The sequence below is a fragment of the Nisaea sp. genome, from assembly GCF_040217065.1.
GTDB lineage: Bacteria > Pseudomonadota > Alphaproteobacteria > Thalassobaculales > Thalassobaculaceae > Nisaea.
The window spans coordinates 242,989-260,724 of sequence record NZ_JAVJNX010000010.1; the positions used below are offsets into that span (position 1 = coordinate 242,989).

Sequence of the window (17,736 nt, forward strand, 5' to 3'; positions counted from 1 at the left end):
CACCGCGGCTTACCCGCAGGCCGGCATTTCCGGCAGAGCGGCCAGCAAAGGCGCTGCCGGATCATAAACACTTGCGGCTTCCGCTGGCCGGATGCCGCTTCCACCGAACATGCCGTCGAGCAGCCAGCTGATATCGCCGGGTGCTGACCGGGTGTTTTGGACCCGCTCCGGCATGATCGCCTTCCAGCGTTCGCCGTCCGGTACCGCGACGCGGAAATCGAACACGAAGCTCGGCGTCACGCCCATTCTGAGATCGGCGATCCGCAGCCCGCTGTCATCCATGAGGGTGCGGTAATAGCCCTTCGAGAAGGCGGCAACGGCAGTGGCGCTCGGGATCGTATCGAGGCAGGGTGCCGCTTCGACGAGGCGCGGGTGGGCATGGATACGGGCCGCATCCGGGCCGGCGAAAAGCGGCTGGTAGATATTGTAATAGCGGGTGCCCTCGATGGCGATGGTACGCCAGAACAGGGTGTTGAAGGGCATGGGTGTGGCCAGCACCTTCTCGGCCTTGATGCCGGCATGTGCGAGAATGTCCCGTGCCTTGCCGTCGGCGATCTGCTGCGCCACCAGGGACCAGCCGAGATAGAGGGTCGAGAGTGTCAGGGCCGTGGCTGTGACCCGTCCGATCTTCGCCGACCAGTCGCGCCGCAGCAGCGCCCAGACGGCGGCGATGGCGAGCGGCAGGGTGTAGAGCGGGTCGATAATGAAGATGGACCCGATGCCAAAGGGGGTGTCTGTCAGCGGCCATAGCAGCTGGGTGCCGTAGATCGTCATGGCATCGAGCAGCGCATGGGTGACGAGGCAGAGGAACACGGTCAGATAGGCGGTGACACGGTGCTCCCTGAGACCGGAAAAGACCCGCATCACAGCTTCGGCGATCAGCGGCGCGACCGCGGCATGCACCAGCAGGGAATGGCTCCAGCTTCGATGCAGGACGAAATCGCTGACCGCATCGCCATGGCGCAACAGCACATCGAGATCGGGCAGGGTGCCGAGACCCGCACCCAGCAGGGCAGCCTTGCGGGGGCCGATGCGGCGCCCGGAAACGGCAGTGGAAACGGCCGCGCCAAGCACGATCTGGGTCAGTGAATCCAACGGTCTTCCCCGCGTAAGTGGCTTTTTTCTGGCTATGACATGCGTCTTGCGGCGGTGTTTTCAACCTGCCGGGGCTAGCCGACCCGGTAAAGATGAATGCGGCCGGGCTTGATCCCTTCCGGCAGGGCGGTGGCTGTCCAGCGCGGCAGCGATACCGGCTGATCGCTGACGACCACGGCGCCGTCGGCCAGCAGGGCATCCACCAGGGGCGCGATTTGCGCCGCCAATGCGATGCTCGCCTCCTTCTCGCCGGTGCCGATGTCGAGATGGGCGAGCAGCACGGTCCGTCCGAGCGCCTGCCGGGCCGCGACCAGGCTGTCGCGGAAATCACCGAGAAAGAGACGGTCCTTGGCCGGGATGCAGTCCGGGTGGGCGGCGATCTGCCGGTCGAAGACGTAGAACGGCCGATCCGGCATCAGGGAGCGCAGATGATCGAAAGTCCGGCCATTGCCGAGGCCGAGCTCTATTGCGTTACCGGAATGATCCTGAATGGCCGAGGCTGCCCATTCCAGGCTGAGCTTCTGCGCCTGCAGGCGGCGGATCGCGCTGTCGAGACGGCTCATGGGGGCTTCTACTGGCCGTTTTCGGACAGGGCGGCACGGAGCTGGATGTTGGTTTGCTCCAGCCGGGCCGCCAGTTCGCGCATGATCTCGACCGCAATCTGGGGGAAGTCGGTGACCAGACGGAAGAAAGCGTCCTTGCTGATCTTCAGGGTGGTCAGGGATTCCTTGGCCTTTACGGTCGCGGTCCGCGGCACGTCGCAGAGAATGGCAATCTCGCCGACCACATCGCCCTTGCTGAGCTGGGCCACCTCGACCATGCCGTTCTCCGTCCCGATCAATACCGAGGCGGTGCCGCCGATGATGATATAGGCGGCGTCGCCGGAATCGCCCTGGCTGAACAGCACCTGCCCATCGGCGTAGTTCAGCCGTTCGGAGGTGAAGGCGAGCAGTTTCAGCTTCGAGGGCTCGATCTTTGCGAAGAGCGGAATGTTTCTCAGCAGCTCGACTTCTTCATTCAGACTCATTGGTAGACCCTTTGCGTTACCCGTTCCGGATTACTCCTCATCGAGCAATCCCCGGAACGCGGTTCCTTCCTTGTCGAGTGTATCAAACGCGCCATCCTCGATCACCCGGCCACCGCGCATCACCAGAACACGGTCGAACGGCTCGGCCAAGCGGGCACGCTGCGCAATCAGAATAACGGTCCGGCCGGCGGTTTCCTCGAGGATGCGCGCGACGGTCGGTCCCTGCACCCCGGAATCCAGCGCCGAGACGGATCCATTCAGGATGATGACGTCAGGCCGGCGGAGCAGCACGCGGGCAATCGCGACATTTTGCCGCTGCGCTGTGGTCAGCCGGGAGCCGGCGATGCCAGCCTCCGCCCCGAGGCCGATATCGATCACAATATCACGCAGGCCCTCTGACTCGATGACTTCCGCGAGCACGGTGCCGACCTGGTTGCCGGCATCGGCTTGTCCGTAGGCAATCTTGCCGAACAGGATGTTGTCCTGCACGGAGGCGGCCAGATTGAACTGGTCCTCCGAAAAGAACTCCAGCGCCGAACGCTGGTCTTCCGGAAGACCCTCGCGGAACGCCTTGCGGGCGTCGAGGATGCGGGCTTGCAGCTCCTCCTCTATCATGCCGAGTCGGTGCCGTGCCGGGATCAGTTTGAACGGCAGGTCGAGGAACCGGTTCCGGTCTTCGGCCTCCATCTCCTGCAGACCAACCCTGTCGGCCCGCTGCACCAGCGTCTGGTAGTCCGGAAGATCGTCGGCCGAGATGAAGGCGTATTGCGCGAAGAATTCATGGTCGGGCGGCAGGTCCTTGAACAGTTCGACCATGGTCGCCGCGACATCGCGGCCGATGCGGACGAAATCCTCGGTCAGGCCGACCTGATCGAGAACAGAGCGGACATAGGGTTCGCTTGCCAGATGATCGGGGCTGAACTGAGCGCCGAGCGGTGTCCCGAACAGCAGGTTCTCGGCCACGCTTGCATTGGTGTTGAACTTCTCCGCATCGAACGGCTCGACCAGGGTGTCGAGCCCCAGTTCCTCAAGACGCAGGCGGAGCTTTGAGCGCGCACCGAGAATCCTCTGGCCGGTCTCCTCGCGGCTTGTCGCATTCAGCGAACCGCGGAGCCCGAAGGCATAGATCTCGTCTTCAAGGCCGACCACGCGCAGCAGGTCCGCGAGGCGGGCATTCAGGTGCGATTCATCGGTCCCGACCGCCTGGTAATCGACCCAGTTGGCCGAAATCGGATCGAGCGAGTTTCCGGCGGCTTCGGAGTTGGCGCGCTGGAGCGGAGCGTCCGGGAAGCAGTCAGGGTCCGGGTCCCCGTGCGGGACGTGACGGGCGCCGAACAACAGGTTCTCCCGGATCGTGCTGGAGAACACGAAGGCGCTCGGTCCGACATAACCGATGCGCCGTCCGGTGACGGCTTCGGGCAGACCGGCGATATCGATCCCGTTCATGGTGATGCTGCCGGCAGTCGGTGCCAGAAGGCGTCCCATGACCATGGCCAGCAGATCCTTGCCGCCGCCGCCAGGCCCGACGATGGCGACCTTTTCACCCTGCTTGATCTCGAGCGTGACATTTTCCAGCAGGACCTCGCCCTCGTCGTCGGTGAGACCCAGATTGCGCAGGGCCACCGGCCCCTCAAGGGAAACCGGTTCCGCCGGCTCGTCCAGTTGCTGGGATTCGGTCAGGCTGCCTGCAGTGTCGAACTGCTCGATCACCTGGTCATACTTGATCCGGGAATCTTCCTTGCGCTGGTAATAGGTCAGCAGTTCCTTCCATGGCGCGGAGAGATCCTTGTAGGCGGCCAGAATGGCGACCAGCGCCCCGAAGGTCAGGTCGCCCTTGATCACCAGCAGGCCGCCGATGGAATAGAAGAAGAACGGCGTGAGCTGGCCGATGAAGTTGTTCAGGAACTTGATGAAGAACTTCCGGCGGTAGATATCGAAGCGGATCGTGTAGATCTCGCCGAGCTGCGCCGTAAAGGTGGCGAGCGTAAAACGGGCGGCGTTGTTGGCGTGGATTTCCTGCACGCCGGAGATGCTTTCCCCGATCCGGTCCGAAAGCTTTCGGACCGCCTTCACCCGTTCCTTGCCAAGCGCGTTCACCCGGCGTTGCAGCTTCGGAATGATGTAGGCCTGGACCGGATAAAGCGCGATGGCCGCGGTCCCGAGAATGGGATCCTGAACGAACATGAAGGCAAGGATGGTCAGCAGCGTGCCGCCCTGGAAGGCGGGCAGGGAGATCGCATCGCCGATGAAACCGCCGAGCGGCTCCACCTCGGAGGTGATCATCGGGATCACCTCGCCCTGGCTGACCTTCTGGAAATGCGGCAGGGGAAATCTCAGGACCCGGGCATAGAGATCGTAGCGCAGGCGCCGCAACATGCGTTCGCCGAGCTGCCCGCGATAGACATTGATGTAGTATTTGAATGCGCCATTGACGCAGACCAGGGCGAGAAAGATCACGCTCAGCAGCAGCAGGTAGGGGATCTGGTCCACCTGATAGCCGAACAGGTCACGGGGAAAATCGGTTCCGCCGATGGCCTGGTTGATGATGATCTTCGGCAGGTCCAGAGAATAGTAGAGAAACGGAAAGGACAGCCCGGTCAGCACAAGAAGGAAGATCTGCTCTTTCTTGCTGTGCCGGAATATGAACCGGAAAATTGTAGGTTCCATGCGATCCGTCGGTCCATGCAGGTTGGCTATGACAGCAAAAATCGTTTGCGCGCAAAACAGTAACCGAACAGTGTCACAAGGTAAATGTGCGTGCGGCCAAACTGGTTTTGCCGCAACGCACACTGTGGCATAGTACCGGCAATGGGGATGTGCGTGGGGACCAGACCTGCAGTTCAGCTGGGTCTTCAGCTTTCAAGACCGATGAGTGGGTGGATGGGCGTTTGACGTTCGCTAGCAAGAGGCGTGGCCCGAAGCGTGTGCTGATGTACAGCCACGATACAATGGGCCTGGGCCACCTCCGGCGTTGCCGGGCAATCGCGCACTCCCTGGTGGAGCGGCAGTCCGACCTGTCCGTGCTGATTCTCTCCGGCTCCCCGATCATCGGCAGCTTCGATTTTCGCACCCGCGTCGATTTTGTCCGCATCCCCGGCGTGATCAAGCTGCGCAATGGTGACTACACCTCGCTCAACCTGCATCTCGATATCGAGGAGACCCTTAACCTGAGGTCCTCGATCATCAAGCACACGGCGGATGCGTTTGATCCGGATATGTTCATCGTCGACAAGGAGCCCTGGGGGCTGCGCGGAGAGGTCAAGCCAACACTCGAGATGCTGAAGGACCGGGGCACGCCCCTGGTGCTCGGTCTGCGCGACGTGATGGACGAGCCGGAAAAACTGCTGCCCGAATGGGAGCGCAAGAACGCCGTCGAGGCTCTGCGCGATGTCTATGACGCGATCTGGGTCTATGGCCTGCAGTCGGTCTGCGATCCCTATTCCGGCATGCCGATGCCGGACTCGGTGCAGAGCAAGACGTCCTATACGGGATATCTGAAGCGCAAGGTGCCGAAGCACGTGCATCCGATCATGACCACCGATCTGGAAGATCCCTTCATTCTCATCACGGCCGGCGGCGGCGGGGACGGTGACGGTCTGATGGACTGGGTCCTGAAGGCCTATGAGGCGGATACGGATCTGCCCTATCGCGCGCTGCTGGTGCTTGGGCCGTTCATGCCGGCGGAGCTGCAGAACGACTTCATGGAGCGGGCGGACACGCTCGACCGGGTCGATGTCATCACCTTCGATGCCCGCATCGAGAGCCTGATGGCGCGCGCGGCGGGGATCGTTGCCATGGGCGGCTACAATACGTTCTGCGAGATCCTGTCCTTCGACAAGCGCGCGCTCATCGTGCCCCGGACGGAGCCGCGGATGGAGCAATACATCCGGGCGGCGCGGGCGGAGGAGCTGGGTATCACGGCCATGCTCGTGGATGACGGCGACCGCGACCCGCATGTCATGGCGGATGCCTTGCGGCGTCTTCCCAGCCAGCCGACACCGTCGGAGACGATGGAGTCCGGATTGCTGGACGGACTTGAGGAAGTGAACCGGCTGGCCCATTACTGGCTCTACGAGCAAAGTGCCGCGAAGGTTGCCGTTCTGCGCCGGGAAGCCTGAGCCGGAATTCGGCTCGCGCACGGGCGTCAGTATTGGTTCGACACACTATGGCAAGATCAGAGACGCGCGTTCCGACGGCCATCGTTCTGAAAGGCTATCCCCGTCTTTCGGAGACTTTCATTGCCCAGGAAATTCTTGAGCTGCAGCGCCTCGGGCTCGACTACACCATCATCTCCCTCCGGCATCCGACCGACAAGGCCAGCCACCCGGTGCATGGCAAGATCACCGGCGCGGTCACTTATCTGCCGGAATATCTCTATCAGGAGCCGCTCCGGGTTCTGAAAGCCTGGTGGAAGGCGCGCCGGATTCCGGGCTATGGCGCGACCTTCCGGCTCTGGCTGAAGGATCTGAAGCGTGATTTCACGCCGAACCGGGGGCGCCGTTTCGGCCAGGCGCTGGTGCTCGCCACCGAACTCGATCCCCGGTTCCGCCACATCTACGCGCATTTTCTGCACACCCCATCCTCGGTCGCCCGCTATGCCGCGCTGATGAGCGGCCGCAGCTGGTCCGCCTCGGCGCATGCCAAGGATATCTGGCTGTCGCCGGACTGGGAGAAGCGGGAGAAACTGGCCGATGCGGCCTGGGCCGTGACCTGCACCCGCTATGGCCATGCCCATCTGGATGCCCTCGCGCCGGGCAAGACCCGGCTGGTCTATCATGGTCTCGATCTTTCCAGTTTCGCCGCCGTCGACACGGAAGCGGCCATGCGGGACGGTTCCGGTGCGCCGGTCCGCCTGCTCTCGGTCGGCCGGGCGGTGCCGAAAAAGGGGTTCGATCAGTTGCTTGATGCCCTTGCCCGGCTTCCGGACGACCTGTCCTGGCACTGGACGCATATCGGCGGCGGCAAGGAGCTGCGCCGGCTGAAAAGCCAGGCTGACGCGCTCGGACTCACGGACCGCATCACCTGGCGGGGCGCGGCAGCGCAGGAACTTGTTCTCGAGGCCTACCGTCGCTCCGACCTGTTCATCCTGCCGAGCCGGATTGCCGAGGATGGCGACCGGGACGGGTTGCCGAACGTGCTGGTGGAAGCGCAGAGCCAGGGACTTTGCTGTCTCGCTACCGATGTCTCGGCCATTCCGGAGCTCATAGATGACGGCGTAACGGGTACCCTCGTGCCCCCGGACGACATTGCCGGACTGGCCGCTGCCATCGAGGGGCTGATCCGGAACCCGGCTGTCAGGGCCGGGTACGGCGCGGCCGGTGAAGCGAAAGTTCGTGCCCGATTCGATCATCAGGTGGCCATCGGCACCCTAGCCGCCCTGTTCGGGCTTGACCCGGCACGGCCGGATGCCGCTGCCGGCACGGACGAAGCCGCGTGAGAATTGCCTTCTACGCACCCCTGAAAGCGCCGGACGCACCGACACCATCCGGCGACCGGCGCATGGCGCGCCTGTTGATGACGGCCCTTCACGCGGGCGGGCACGACCTGTTCCTCGCCTCCCGACTGCGCAGCCGTGACGGAAAAGGCGATCCCGCCCGGCAGTCCCGCTTTGCCCGCCTGGGTGCGCGCAGTGCGGACCGGTTCGTGAAATGTTGCCAATCCGGAAGGATTGCGACGCCGGACCTCTGGTTCACCTATCATCTCTATTACAGGGCGCCGGACCTGATCGGCCCGGAGGTCGCCCGGCGCCTTGGCATTCCCTATGTGGTGGCCGAAGCCTCCAACGCCCCGAAACGGGCGGCCGGCATGTGGGCGCGGTCGCATCACAGGGTGCTGGATGCGCTTGGCCGGGCGGCGCTCGTTATCGGCTTCAACAGCCGGGACAAAGAGTGTGTCCTGCCCTGTCTTGGTGCCGATGGCCGGTATCTCGAGATCAAGCCGTTCCTTGACGGTTTGCCTTATCCGGAGGATCCGCACGCCGGTGCGGCGCTGCGGGCGCAGCTCGACATCGCGGCGGATGTCCCCGTGCTGCTCGCCGTCGGCATGATGCGGCCGGGCGTGAAGATCGAGTCCTACAAGCTTCTGGCCGAGGCCCTGTCGCAGCTCCCGGCGGAACGGCGCTGGGCGCTGGTCATCGCCGGTGACGGCACCGGGCGGCCGGAGGTCGAAGCCTGTTTCGCGCCGCACCGGGACCGCGTGCATTTGCGCGGCGCGGTGGATGCCACGCATCTCCGTGCGCTCTATCAGGCCGCTGATATTCTCGCCTGGCCCGCCATAAACGAGGCATACGGCATGGCATTGCTTGAGGCACAGGCCAGCGGATTGCCGGTGATCGCGGGCGATGCCGGCGGGGTCCCCGATATCGTCAGCGACGGTGTGACCGGCCTGCTCGCCCCCGAGGGAGACGCCGCGGCTTTCGCGAAAAACCTCGACCGCCTGCTGCGTGACATGAAGTTCGCCCGCCGGCTCGGCGCCGCCGGGCGGCAGCAGGCCAATCGCAGCCACAGTCTCGAAAGGGCGGCCGGTCAGCTGAATGCGGCGCTCCAGGCCCTGCCGTGCTGATCGGCTTCCTGCGGCACGGTCCGACCGACTGGAACGCGGAGCGCCGGTTGCAGGGCCGGACCGATCGCCCGCTGTCCGAAACCGGCCGGGCGCAGGCGGCCCGCTACCGTCTTCCGGACGCCTTCCGGTCGGCGCCGGTGCTGGTATCGCCGCTCGACCGGGCCCGGCAGACCGCAGCATTGGCGGGATGCGCCGCTCTCGAAGAGGAGCCGCTTCTGATCGAAATGGACTGGGGGGACTGGGAAGGCCGCCGATTATTGGATCTCAGATCTCAATTCGGTACAGAAATGAAACGGAACGAGGATCGCGGCCTGGATTTCCGGCCGCCGGGCGGCGAATCCCCACGCGATGTCCAGGTCCGGCTCCAGACATTTTTCAACAAGCTGCGAAAGCGTCAACCCGTGCCGGAATGTTGTCTTGCCGTCACCCACAAGGGTGTGATCCGGGCGGCGCTGGCGCTGGCCTGGGGCTGGAACATGATGGGCAAACCGCCTGTCCGGCTTGACTGGACGGCCCTGCATATGATCCGTCTCGAACCGGACGGGACGATCCGTCCAGACGCCTTGAATGTGAGCCTGATTCCATGACGGACACCCGGTTGAAGACACTCTTTCTCTATGTCCAGAACCTGCTGGGCATCGGCCATTTGCGCCGAGCCGCCGCGGTCGCGCAGGCGGCGGTCGAGGACGGGTTCACGGTCCATTTCGTCTCCGGCGGCATGCCGGTGCCGCATCTCGATATCGGCGGGGCTGTCATGCACCAGCTGCCGCCGGTACGGGCTGCCGATTCCCTGTTCAAGGTGCTGGCCGACGAGAACGGCCGGGAGATCGACGATGCCTGGCGCGCCGCACGGCGCGACAGGCTGCTCGATCTGTTCGAGACGATCCGGCCCGATATCCTGTTTACCGAACTCTTTCCCTTCGGACGCCGGCAGATGCGGTTCGAGCTGCTGCCCCTGCTCGACCGGGCCAAGGCCGCGCCATGGCAGCCGAAAATCGTCTCCTCCATGCGCGATATCCTGGTCACCAAGCCGCGTCCGGACCGCAACCGGGAGATCGTCGAGACGGTCGACCGCTATTACGACATGGTCCTGGTACACGGGGATGAAGCGGTCATCAGTCTGGCGGATACCTTTCCCATGTATGCCGACCTGACGGCACCGGTCCGCTATACCGGCTATGTGCTGAACCCGATCGAAACGACCGGCGACGGAACCGGTGACGGCGCGGGCGAAGTCGTGGTTTCTGCCGGCGGCGGCGCCGTCGGCGGCGATATCATGCGGGCCATCGCGCGGCTCCGCCCCGGGCTTCCCTTCGCCGACCGGACATGGCGCTTCGTTACCGGCCCGCACATGCCGGAAGAGGCCGCCCGCGCAGTCGAAAGCCTGGCCGGCCCCGGCGTGATTGTCGAGCGCAGCCGGCCCGATCTGGCCGCGATCATTTCGAGGGCGTTCCTTTCGATTTCCCAGGCCGGCTACAACACCCTGGCTGAAGTCCTGACCGCCGGGACGGCCTCTGTGGTCATTCCCTATGAGGGTGGTGTGGAGACCGAACAGCGGGTGCGCGCCGATCTGCTGGCGAAGCGCGGCCGCCTTGCGGTGGTGCCGGAGGCCGCGCTGGACCGGGATGCGCTTGCACAGGCGATGCAGCAGGCAGTGGCCGGCCGGGACAGGGGCGCGGCGGGCGTCGACCTGGCGGGCGCGGCCGGAACCGCGCGCATCCTGAGTGAACTGCTGGAGCCGGCGTGACCGGGTCGCCGGCAATTGCGCAGCTCCTGCGGGAGCTTGATCGCTGGGCCTCCGCCGGGCTGACGGCGTCGCTCTGGTGGCGGGACGATGATTTGCAGCGTCCGACCCCGGCCCTAGATCCTTTGCTCGCCATGGCCGCTGCAACCGGCTGGGTACCTGGTCTTGCCGTGGTGCCGGAAGGTGCCGAAACAGACGCGTTGGCGGCGCGGCTTGCCGGAACCGGCACGGAAATCCTGGTGCATGGTTTTGCCCATCGCAACCACGCGGCGGCCGGAGCGAAGAAATGCGAGTTTCCGGCATCCCGCCCGCTGGCGGACATGTGCCGGGATGCCGACGCGGGGCTCGCCCGGCTGCAGGACGCGTTCCCGGACCGGGTGCTGCCCTGTTTTGTACCGCCCTGGAATCGCATTGCGCCGGACCTGATCGGCAGTCTCGCCACGTCCGGTTTCACCGTCCTGTCGACCTTCGGCGCGCGCCGGGCGCCTCATGCCGCACCGGGCCTGCGCTGCGTGAACACCCACAGCGATGTCATCGACTGGCGCGGGACCCGGAAGTTTGTCGGAACGGACGTCGTGGCGGCGTCTTTGTCGGCGCATCTTGAAGCATGCCGGGCCGGTCGGGCGGACCCGAAGGAGCCCGGCGGACTTTTGACACATCATCTGGTAATGGTGGAGGAGGATTGGCGCGCCCTTGAAGCCCTGATGCTGGCACTGAAGGCCCATGAGGCTGTAAGTCTGGTCGCGCCGCGGACTGTTTTTTGCTTGTAGAGGACCCGGAATGAGCCTGCACGAATACGAGAAACGCGCGATCAGGGCGGATTATTTGCGTGGGGGCATCGGGTTCGCGGTCACCGCCTTTCCTGTCGTCTTTTCGCCGATGCTCGGGACCTTCCAGATAATCTTCGGGCTGCTCGCTCTGGTCTTTGGCGGTTTCGTCGTCAGGACCTGGCTGAAAGCGCAGACCAGGATTGAAGTCGATGCCGAGGGAATTCAAGTGCATGGCCCGCTCGGCAAAGCCATCGCCTGGCCGGAACTTGCCACAATGGATCTGCGTTACTATTCGACCCAGAAAGAGAAGGGCAAGGGCTGGATGCACCTTGTCCTGAAGAGCGGGGCGGGCGAGAAAATCACGATAGAATCGACACTTGACGGTTTTGAAGCCGTGCTGGAGCATGCCGCTTCCGCTGCCGGACAAAACGGACTTGGTCTGAACCAGACGACGACTGATAATCTGGTGGCTGCGGGAATACAGACGGGGCTGGCCGCAAGGAATCCTTAAGATGCCAGCGGATCATGGGGAATAGAGGCATGAACGAGCAACTGACGCCGCTTCTGCGGGTCAGGGATCTGCAGGTTGCGTTCGATCTGCCGGGTGGAGAACTGCTCGCTGTCGACAAGGTGTCCTTTCAGGTCCGTGCCGGCTCGACCGTGGCCCTGGTGGGCGAATCCGGCTCCGGCAAGAGCGTCGTCAGCCAGGCTATTATGGGGCTGCTGCCCCCGATCGCCCAGATCCGCAACGGCTCCATCCTGTTCGCGGAAGACCGCAAAAAAGGCACCATCACCGATATTGCGCGGCTGAACCGTAACGGCAAGGCCATGCGGCAGATCCGCGGTGGCCAGATTTCCCTGATTTTCCAGGAACCGATGACCTCCCTGTCGCCGCTGCATACAGTCGGCAACCAGATCCGCGAGGCGCTGGAACTGCACCGGGACGTTTCCGGCCGGGAGGCGCAGGAGCTGACCGAGGACATGCTCCGGATGGTCGGTTTCCCCGACCCGGCGCGGGCGCTCAGGACCTATCCGTTCGAACTGTCCGGCGGGTTGCGCCAGCGGGCGATGATCTCGATGGCGCTGATCTGCCGTCCGTCCCTGCTGATCGCCGACGAGCCGACAACCGCCCTCGACGTCACCATCCAGGCGCAGATCCTGAAGCTGATGAAGGACCTGCAGGCCGAGCTCGGCATGGCAGTGCTGATGATCACCCATGATCTTGGCGTGGTTGCCAACATGGCCGACGATGTTGTCGTGATGTATCGCGGCCGGGTGATGGAAAGCGGCACCCGCAATCAATTGTTCAATGACCCGCAGCATCCGTATCTGAAGGCCCTGATGGCGGCCGTGCCGCGCTTCAACATGGAGCCGGGCGAGCGGCTGGTGCCGATCCGGGAAATCAGGAGCGAAACGGGCCACCTGCTGGCGCCGACCGAGGCCGGGAAGGCCCCGGTCGACGGCAAGAAGCCGATCCTGAAGGTCGAGAGCCTGTCGAAATCATTCACCATCCGCCAGGGTTCCTGGATCAGGAGCGAAGAATCCAGGGTCTATGCGCTGGACGATGTGAGCTTCGAGGTGCTGCCGGGTGAATGTCTCGGCCTGGTCGGGGAATCCGGTTGCGGCAAGACAACCCTGAGCAAGACCATCATGCGGGCGCTGACGCCGGACCAGGGGACCGTGACCTATTCCGACCAGGACGGCGAGATCGATGTGCTCGGCCTCGATGGCGACCGGCTCACCGACTTCCGGCAGAAGCTGCAATTCGTCTTCCAGGATCCGTTCAGCTCCCTCAATCCGCGCATGACGGTGTTCGATATCGTCAGCGAGCCGCTGGTCATTCACGGTATCGGGGACGATGCCTACCGCCGCGAGATGGTCTCCGAGCTGATGAAGCTGGTCGGGCTGGATGCCCGGCACCTGAACCGGTATCCGCACAGCTTCTCCGGCGGCCAGCGTCAGCGCATCGGCATCGCCCGGGCGCTTGCCCTTAAACCGCGCATGCTGATCTGCGACGAGCCGGTCTCCGCTCTGGATGTCTCGATCCAGGCGCAGGTGCTGAACCTGCTGAAGGATCTGCAGGAGCAGCTGAACCTGACCTACCTCTTCATCTCCCACAATCTGGCGGTGGTGGATTACATCGCGGACCGGATCGCAGTGATGTGCGCCGGCCGGCTTGTCGAGCTGGCACCGCGCGACGAGCTGTTCCGCAACCCCGTCCATCCCTATACCAAGGCGCTGCTGCGGGCGGTGCCGGATCCCAGCCTCGATAACCCGCTTGATTTCGGCTCCATCATGGACAGCCGCTGCTCGATTCCGTCCGAATGGCCGGCGCCGTTCACGGTGAGCGAGGCGACCCATCCGCGGCTGATCGATCTCGGCGACGGGCATTTCGTGCGGGCGGACGAGTCGGCCCTGACCTTGAGGCTGGCTTCGTGAGACGCTGGTGCGCGCTTGCTGTCCTTCTGATTGTCTCGCTGTTTGCGGGCGCTCCTGGCATCGCCGAGGAGATCCCCTCGCTGCAGGAGCGCGTCGCGGCCGGCGCATTGCCGGCGATGGCCGACCGGCTTCCGGAAACGCCCTACATGGTCGATTTCGAGGCCCGCGGGGAGGCACTCGGTCAATATGGGGGCACGCTGCGCATGCTGATGTCGCGCAGCAAGGATACCCGGCAGATGACGGTGTATGGCTATGCCCGCCTCGTCAGCTACCAGCCCGGCGATTACGAACTCTTCGCCGATATCCTCGAGAATTTCATCGTCGAGGACGAGCGCGTCTTCACCTTCTTCCTGCGCAAGAACCACCGCTGGTCAGACGGCCATCCCTTTACGGCCGAGGATTTCCGGTATTTCTGGGAAGATGTGGCGAACAATCCGGAACTGTCACCGGCCGGCCCGCCGAGCGTCATGATCGTGGATGGCGAGGCTCCGCTTTTCCAGCTCATCGATGCGCACACGGTGCGTTTCTCCTGGTCCAAGCCGAATCCGGATTTCCTGCCGGCCCTGGCCAAGGCAAGCCCGCTCTACGTCTATCGCCCGGCCCACTACCTGAAGCCGATGCATGCCGCTTACGCCGACCCGGCCGAACTCGACAAGCGGGTCGAGGAGGCGAAACAGCGGAACTGGGCGGCGCTGCACAACAAGATGGACAATCTCTACCGGATGGATAATCCGGATCTGCCGGTCCTGCAGCCATGGAAAGTGACCGGACACGCGACCTCGACCCGCTTCAGGTTCGAGCGCAATCCCTACTTCCACCGGGTCGACCCGGAAGGCCGCCAGCTGCCCTATATCGACGAGGTGATCTTCGATCTCGCCAGCCCGGGACTGATCCCGGCCAAGGTGGGCGCCGGCGACGCCGATCTGCAGGCCAGGTATCTTTCCTTCGACGATTATACATTCCTGAAGGAAGCGGAAGACCGCTTTCCCTTCGACACGCGGCTCTGGCGGACCGCCAAGGGCGCGCATATGGCGCTTTATCCCAACCTGAATGCCGCGGACCCGGTCTGGCGGGAGCTGTTCCGGGATGTCCGCTTCCGCCGGGCCCTGTCGCTCGCGGTCAACCGGTACGAGATCAACCAGGTGATCTATTACGGGTTGGCCTATGAGGGGAACAACACGGTCCTGCCGGCCTCGCCGCTCTATCAGAAGGACTATCAGACCCGCTGGGCCACATTCGATCTGAAACGGGCGAATGCGCTGCTCGATGAAATCGGCCTCAGGCGCGGCGACGACGGCATCCGGCTGTTGCCGGACGGCCGGCCGATGGAGCTGATTGTCGAAACCGCAGGAGAAAGCACGGAGCAGACCGACGTGTTGTCGCTGATCCATGATTCCTGGCTCGATGCGGGCATCAAGATCTTCACCCGGCCGTCCCAGCGTAATGTGTTCCGCAACCGGATCTTCGCCGGGGAGACACTGATGTCCGTCTGGGCCGGCGTGGAAAACGGCCTGGCGACGGCTCTGGACAGTCCGAAGGATTTTGTTCCGTATTCGCAACAGCAGCTGCAATGGCCGAAATGGGGCCAGTTCATCGAGACCGGCGGCATGGCCGGCGAAGCGACGGACATGGGACCGGCCAAGCGGTTGCAGGAACTGTACGTGATCTGGCGCAATGCCTCGACGCGATCCGTGAAGAAGGGCGTCTGGGAGGAGATTCTGCAGATCAATGTCGACCAGGTCTTCACCATCGGGCTGATCTCCGGCGTGCTGCAGCCGGTCGTGGTGTCGAACACGCTCCGGAACGTGCCGACGGAAGCGATCTATAACTGGGATCCGGGCGCCCATTTCGGGGTCTATCTGCCGGATACCTTCTGGTTCGGCGATGCGCCGGCCACGAATGCAAGTGCGGATTAGGGGAGAGAGCGAATGCTGACCTATCTGGCCCGCCGCATTCTGGTCATGGTGCCGACCCTGATCGCCATCAGCATCATCACCTTCATCATCATTCAGCTGCCGCCCGGCGACTACCTGACGACGATGATGAACGAGATGCAGAGCCAGGGCGAAAATGTCGACCAGTCCAAGATCGAGGCCCTGCGCGCGCAATACGGTCTCGACCAGCCGATGTACGTGCAGTATTTCCACTGGGCGACCGGCCTGCTGCAGGGCGATTACGGCTATTCCTTCGAGTACCAGCTGCCTGTCGCGGATGTGGTCGGCGACCGGGTGTTCCTGACCTTCGTGCTGAATTTCACGACTGTCATCTTCATCTGGGTGGTGGCCTTCCCGATCGGCATCTATTCGGCGACGCACCAGTACAGCCTCGGCGATTACGGCCTGACCTTCATCGGGTTCATCGGTCTGGCCACGCCGAACTTCCTGCTCGCCCTGATCCTGCTCTATCTCGCCAATATCTGGTTCGGCACATCCATCGGCGGGCTGATGGATCCGCAATATCTCGACCAGCCCTGGAGCGGCGAGAAGGTGATGTCGGTACTGGAGCATCTCTGGGTGCCGGTGGTCGTCATCGGCACCTCCGGCACGGCGGCGATGATCCGCCGGCTGCGGGCCAACCTGCTGGATGAGCTGCAGAAGCAATATGTGATCACGGCGCGGGCCAAGGGCATGCATCCCTTCAAGGCGCTGATGAAATATCCGCTGCGGATGTCGCTGAACCCCTTCATCGCCGATATCGGCAACATGCTGCCCCAGGTGATTTCCGGCTCCGCCGTGGTGGCCATGGTGCTCTCCCTGCCGACCACGGGACCGATGCTGATCGGCGCGCTGCAGAGCCAGGACATGTATCTGGCCGGCTCCTTCCTGATGTTCCTGGCGCTGCTCACCGTGATCGGCATGTTCATCTCCGACCTGCTGCTGGCCGTGCTCGATCCGCGTATCCGGCTCGGCGGGGGGGCGAACCGATGAGCATCACCTCCGGCGAAGGGCCGCGCACGGACCATTACGTCAACCGGGAGCCGTTCGATCCGGATTCGGACACCGTGCTGACGCCGGAGCAGGAACGCTATTACATGGCGTCCCAGTGGCAGATGATGTGGTGGAAACTGAAGCGCCACCGCATCGCGGTGATCTCGGGCCTGTTCCTGATCCTGCTCTACCTCTCGACCATCATCAGCGAGATGATCGCACCCTATGGCCTGGCCACCCGTCACACGGACCATATCTATGCCCCGCCGCAGCCGGTGCATCTGTTCCATGAAGGATCGTTCGTCGGGCCCTTCGTCTACGGGCTCGACTACACGCTGAACATGCGCAACCTGAAGCGCGAATACACAGACAACCCGGAGAAGGTGCAGGAACTGCGTTTCCTCTGCAGCGGCGATCCATACCGGTTCTGGGGCATGGTGGAGATGGATTTCCATCTGGTCTGCCCGGCCGAGGGCGGGACCTTCTTCCTGCTCGGCACCGACCGGCTCGGCCGGGACATGTTCTCGCGCATCATCTACGGCACCCGGATCTCGCTCACCGTCGGCCTGCTCGGCATTGCCGTCAGCTTCGTGCTGGGTATCGTGATCGGCGGTCTTGCCGGTTATTACGGCGGCTGGATCGACAGTTTGACCCAGCGGGTGATCGAGGTGATCCGGTCCTTCCCGGAATTGCCGCTCTGGATGGCGCTTTCCGCCGCCCTGCCGGTGACCTGGAGCCCGATCCTGATCTATTTCGGGATCACCATCATTCTCGGCCTGCTGGACTGGACCGGACTTGCCCGCGCGGTCCGCTCCAAGCTGCTGGCCCTGCGCGAGGAGGATTTCGCCGTCGCCGCCCAGCTTATGGGCGCGAAGCCGAAACGGATCATCGGCCGGCATCTGCTGCCAAGCTTCATGAGCCACCTGATCGCCTCCGCGACGCTGTCCATTCCGTCGATGATTCTCGGTGAGACGGCGCTGAGTTTTCTCGGCCTCGGCCTGCGTCCGCCGATCACTTCCTGGGGGGTCTTGCTGACGGAAGCGCAGAACATCAACGCGGTGGAACTCTATCCCTGGATCATGACTCCGGTGATCCCGGTGATCCTTGTTGTTCTGGCTTTCAACTTCTTCGGCGACGGCCTGCGCGACGCGGCGGATCCCTATAAGTAGCGGC

Annotated in this window: 15 protein-coding genes; 11 read left to right on the top strand and 4 right to left on the bottom strand. The window is 63.7% G+C overall.

Annotated features, from left to right (window positions below; translation table 11 throughout):
• Positions 1 to 9: 9 nt before the first annotated feature.
• The 4 genes from RH950_RS17175 to RH950_RS17190 all read right to left on the bottom strand — a co-directional run bounded on the left by RH950_RS17175 (position 10) and on the right by RH950_RS17190 (position 4,789).
• Positions 10 to 1,095, bottom strand: a complete 1,086-nt coding sequence (locus RH950_RS17175) for a metal-dependent hydrolase (RefSeq protein ID WP_350058956.1) — start codon at positions 1,093 to 1,095, stop codon at positions 10 to 12.
• Between the two features lie 74 nt (positions 1,096 to 1,169).
• Positions 1,170 to 1,658 carry a class I SAM-dependent methyltransferase gene (locus RH950_RS17180; protein WP_350058957.1) on the bottom strand — a complete coding sequence of 163 codons (489 nt, stop codon included), beginning with the start codon at positions 1,656 to 1,658 and terminating at the stop codon, positions 1,170 to 1,172.
• Positions 1,659 to 1,666: 8 nt separating this feature from the next.
• Positions 1,667 to 2,122, bottom strand: coding sequence for a cyclic nucleotide-binding domain-containing protein (locus RH950_RS17185; RefSeq protein ID WP_350058958.1), 456 nt, complete (start codon positions 2,120 to 2,122; stop codon positions 1,667 to 1,669).
• A 30-nt stretch (positions 2,123 to 2,152) separates the two neighbouring features.
• Positions 2,153 to 4,789: an ABC transporter transmembrane domain-containing protein gene (locus RH950_RS17190; protein WP_350058959.1), complete on the bottom strand. Its 2,637-nt coding sequence runs from the start codon at positions 4,787 to 4,789 to the stop codon at positions 2,153 to 2,155.
• Between the two features lie 221 nt (positions 4,790 to 5,010).
• On the opposite strand from RH950_RS17190, the gene RH950_RS17195 reads away from it, so the two are divergent.
• Genes RH950_RS17195 through RH950_RS17245 form a run of 11 tightly spaced genes read left to right on the top strand, consistent with a single transcriptional unit; the run spans position 5,011 to position 17,732 of the window.
• Positions 5,011 to 6,240: a glycosyltransferase family protein gene (locus RH950_RS17195; protein WP_350058960.1), complete on the top strand. Its 1,230-nt coding sequence runs from the start codon at positions 5,011 to 5,013 to the stop codon at positions 6,238 to 6,240.
• Between the two features lie 47 nt (positions 6,241 to 6,287).
• A complete protein-coding gene (locus tag RH950_RS17200) occupies positions 6,288 to 7,559 on the top strand; it encodes a glycosyltransferase family 4 protein (RefSeq protein ID WP_350058961.1) in 1,272 nt (423 codons plus the stop codon).
• A complete protein-coding gene (locus RH950_RS17205; RefSeq protein WP_350058962.1) occupies positions 7,556 to 8,683 on the top strand; it encodes a glycosyltransferase family 4 protein in 1,128 nt (375 codons plus the stop codon). Before RH950_RS17200 ends, RH950_RS17205 begins: the two co-directional genes overlap by 4 nt.
• Positions 8,677 to 9,270, top strand: coding sequence for a histidine phosphatase family protein (locus RH950_RS17210; protein WP_350058963.1), 594 nt, complete (start codon positions 8,677 to 8,679; stop codon positions 9,268 to 9,270). Before RH950_RS17205 ends, RH950_RS17210 begins: the two co-directional genes overlap by 7 nt.
• Positions 9,267 to 10,430, top strand: coding sequence for a glycosyltransferase family protein (locus RH950_RS17215; RefSeq protein ID WP_350058964.1), 1,164 nt, complete (start codon positions 9,267 to 9,269; stop codon positions 10,428 to 10,430). The genes RH950_RS17210 and RH950_RS17215 overlap by 4 nt, the downstream gene beginning before the upstream one ends.
• Complete coding sequence (locus RH950_RS17220; RefSeq protein ID WP_350058965.1) at positions 10,427 to 11,197, top strand: polysaccharide deacetylase family protein; 771 nt, start codon at positions 10,427 to 10,429, stop codon at positions 11,195 to 11,197. Before RH950_RS17215 ends, RH950_RS17220 begins: the two co-directional genes overlap by 4 nt.
• A 10-nt stretch (positions 11,198 to 11,207) precedes the next feature.
• Positions 11,208 to 11,708: a hypothetical protein gene (locus tag RH950_RS17225; protein WP_350058966.1), complete on the top strand. Its 501-nt coding sequence runs from the start codon at positions 11,208 to 11,210 to the stop codon at positions 11,706 to 11,708.
• 29 nt (positions 11,709 to 11,737) lie between these two features.
• Positions 11,738 to 13,636, top strand: a complete 1,899-nt coding sequence (locus tag RH950_RS17230; protein WP_350058967.1) for an ABC transporter ATP-binding protein — start codon at positions 11,738 to 11,740, stop codon at positions 13,634 to 13,636.
• A complete protein-coding gene (locus RH950_RS17235) occupies positions 13,633 to 15,552 on the top strand; it encodes an ABC transporter substrate-binding protein (protein ID WP_350058968.1) in 1,920 nt (639 codons plus the stop codon). Before RH950_RS17230 ends, RH950_RS17235 begins: the two co-directional genes overlap by 4 nt.
• 12 nt (positions 15,553 to 15,564) lie before the next feature.
• Positions 15,565 to 16,563, top strand: coding sequence for an ABC transporter permease (locus tag RH950_RS17240; protein WP_350058969.1), 999 nt, complete (start codon positions 15,565 to 15,567; stop codon positions 16,561 to 16,563).
• On the top strand, positions 16,560 to 17,732 hold the full coding sequence (locus RH950_RS17245) for an ABC transporter permease (protein ID WP_350058970.1): 1,173 nt from the start codon (positions 16,560 to 16,562) through the stop codon (positions 17,730 to 17,732). Before RH950_RS17240 ends, RH950_RS17245 begins: the two co-directional genes overlap by 4 nt.
• The last annotated feature ends 4 nt before the right edge of the window (positions 17,733 to 17,736 follow it).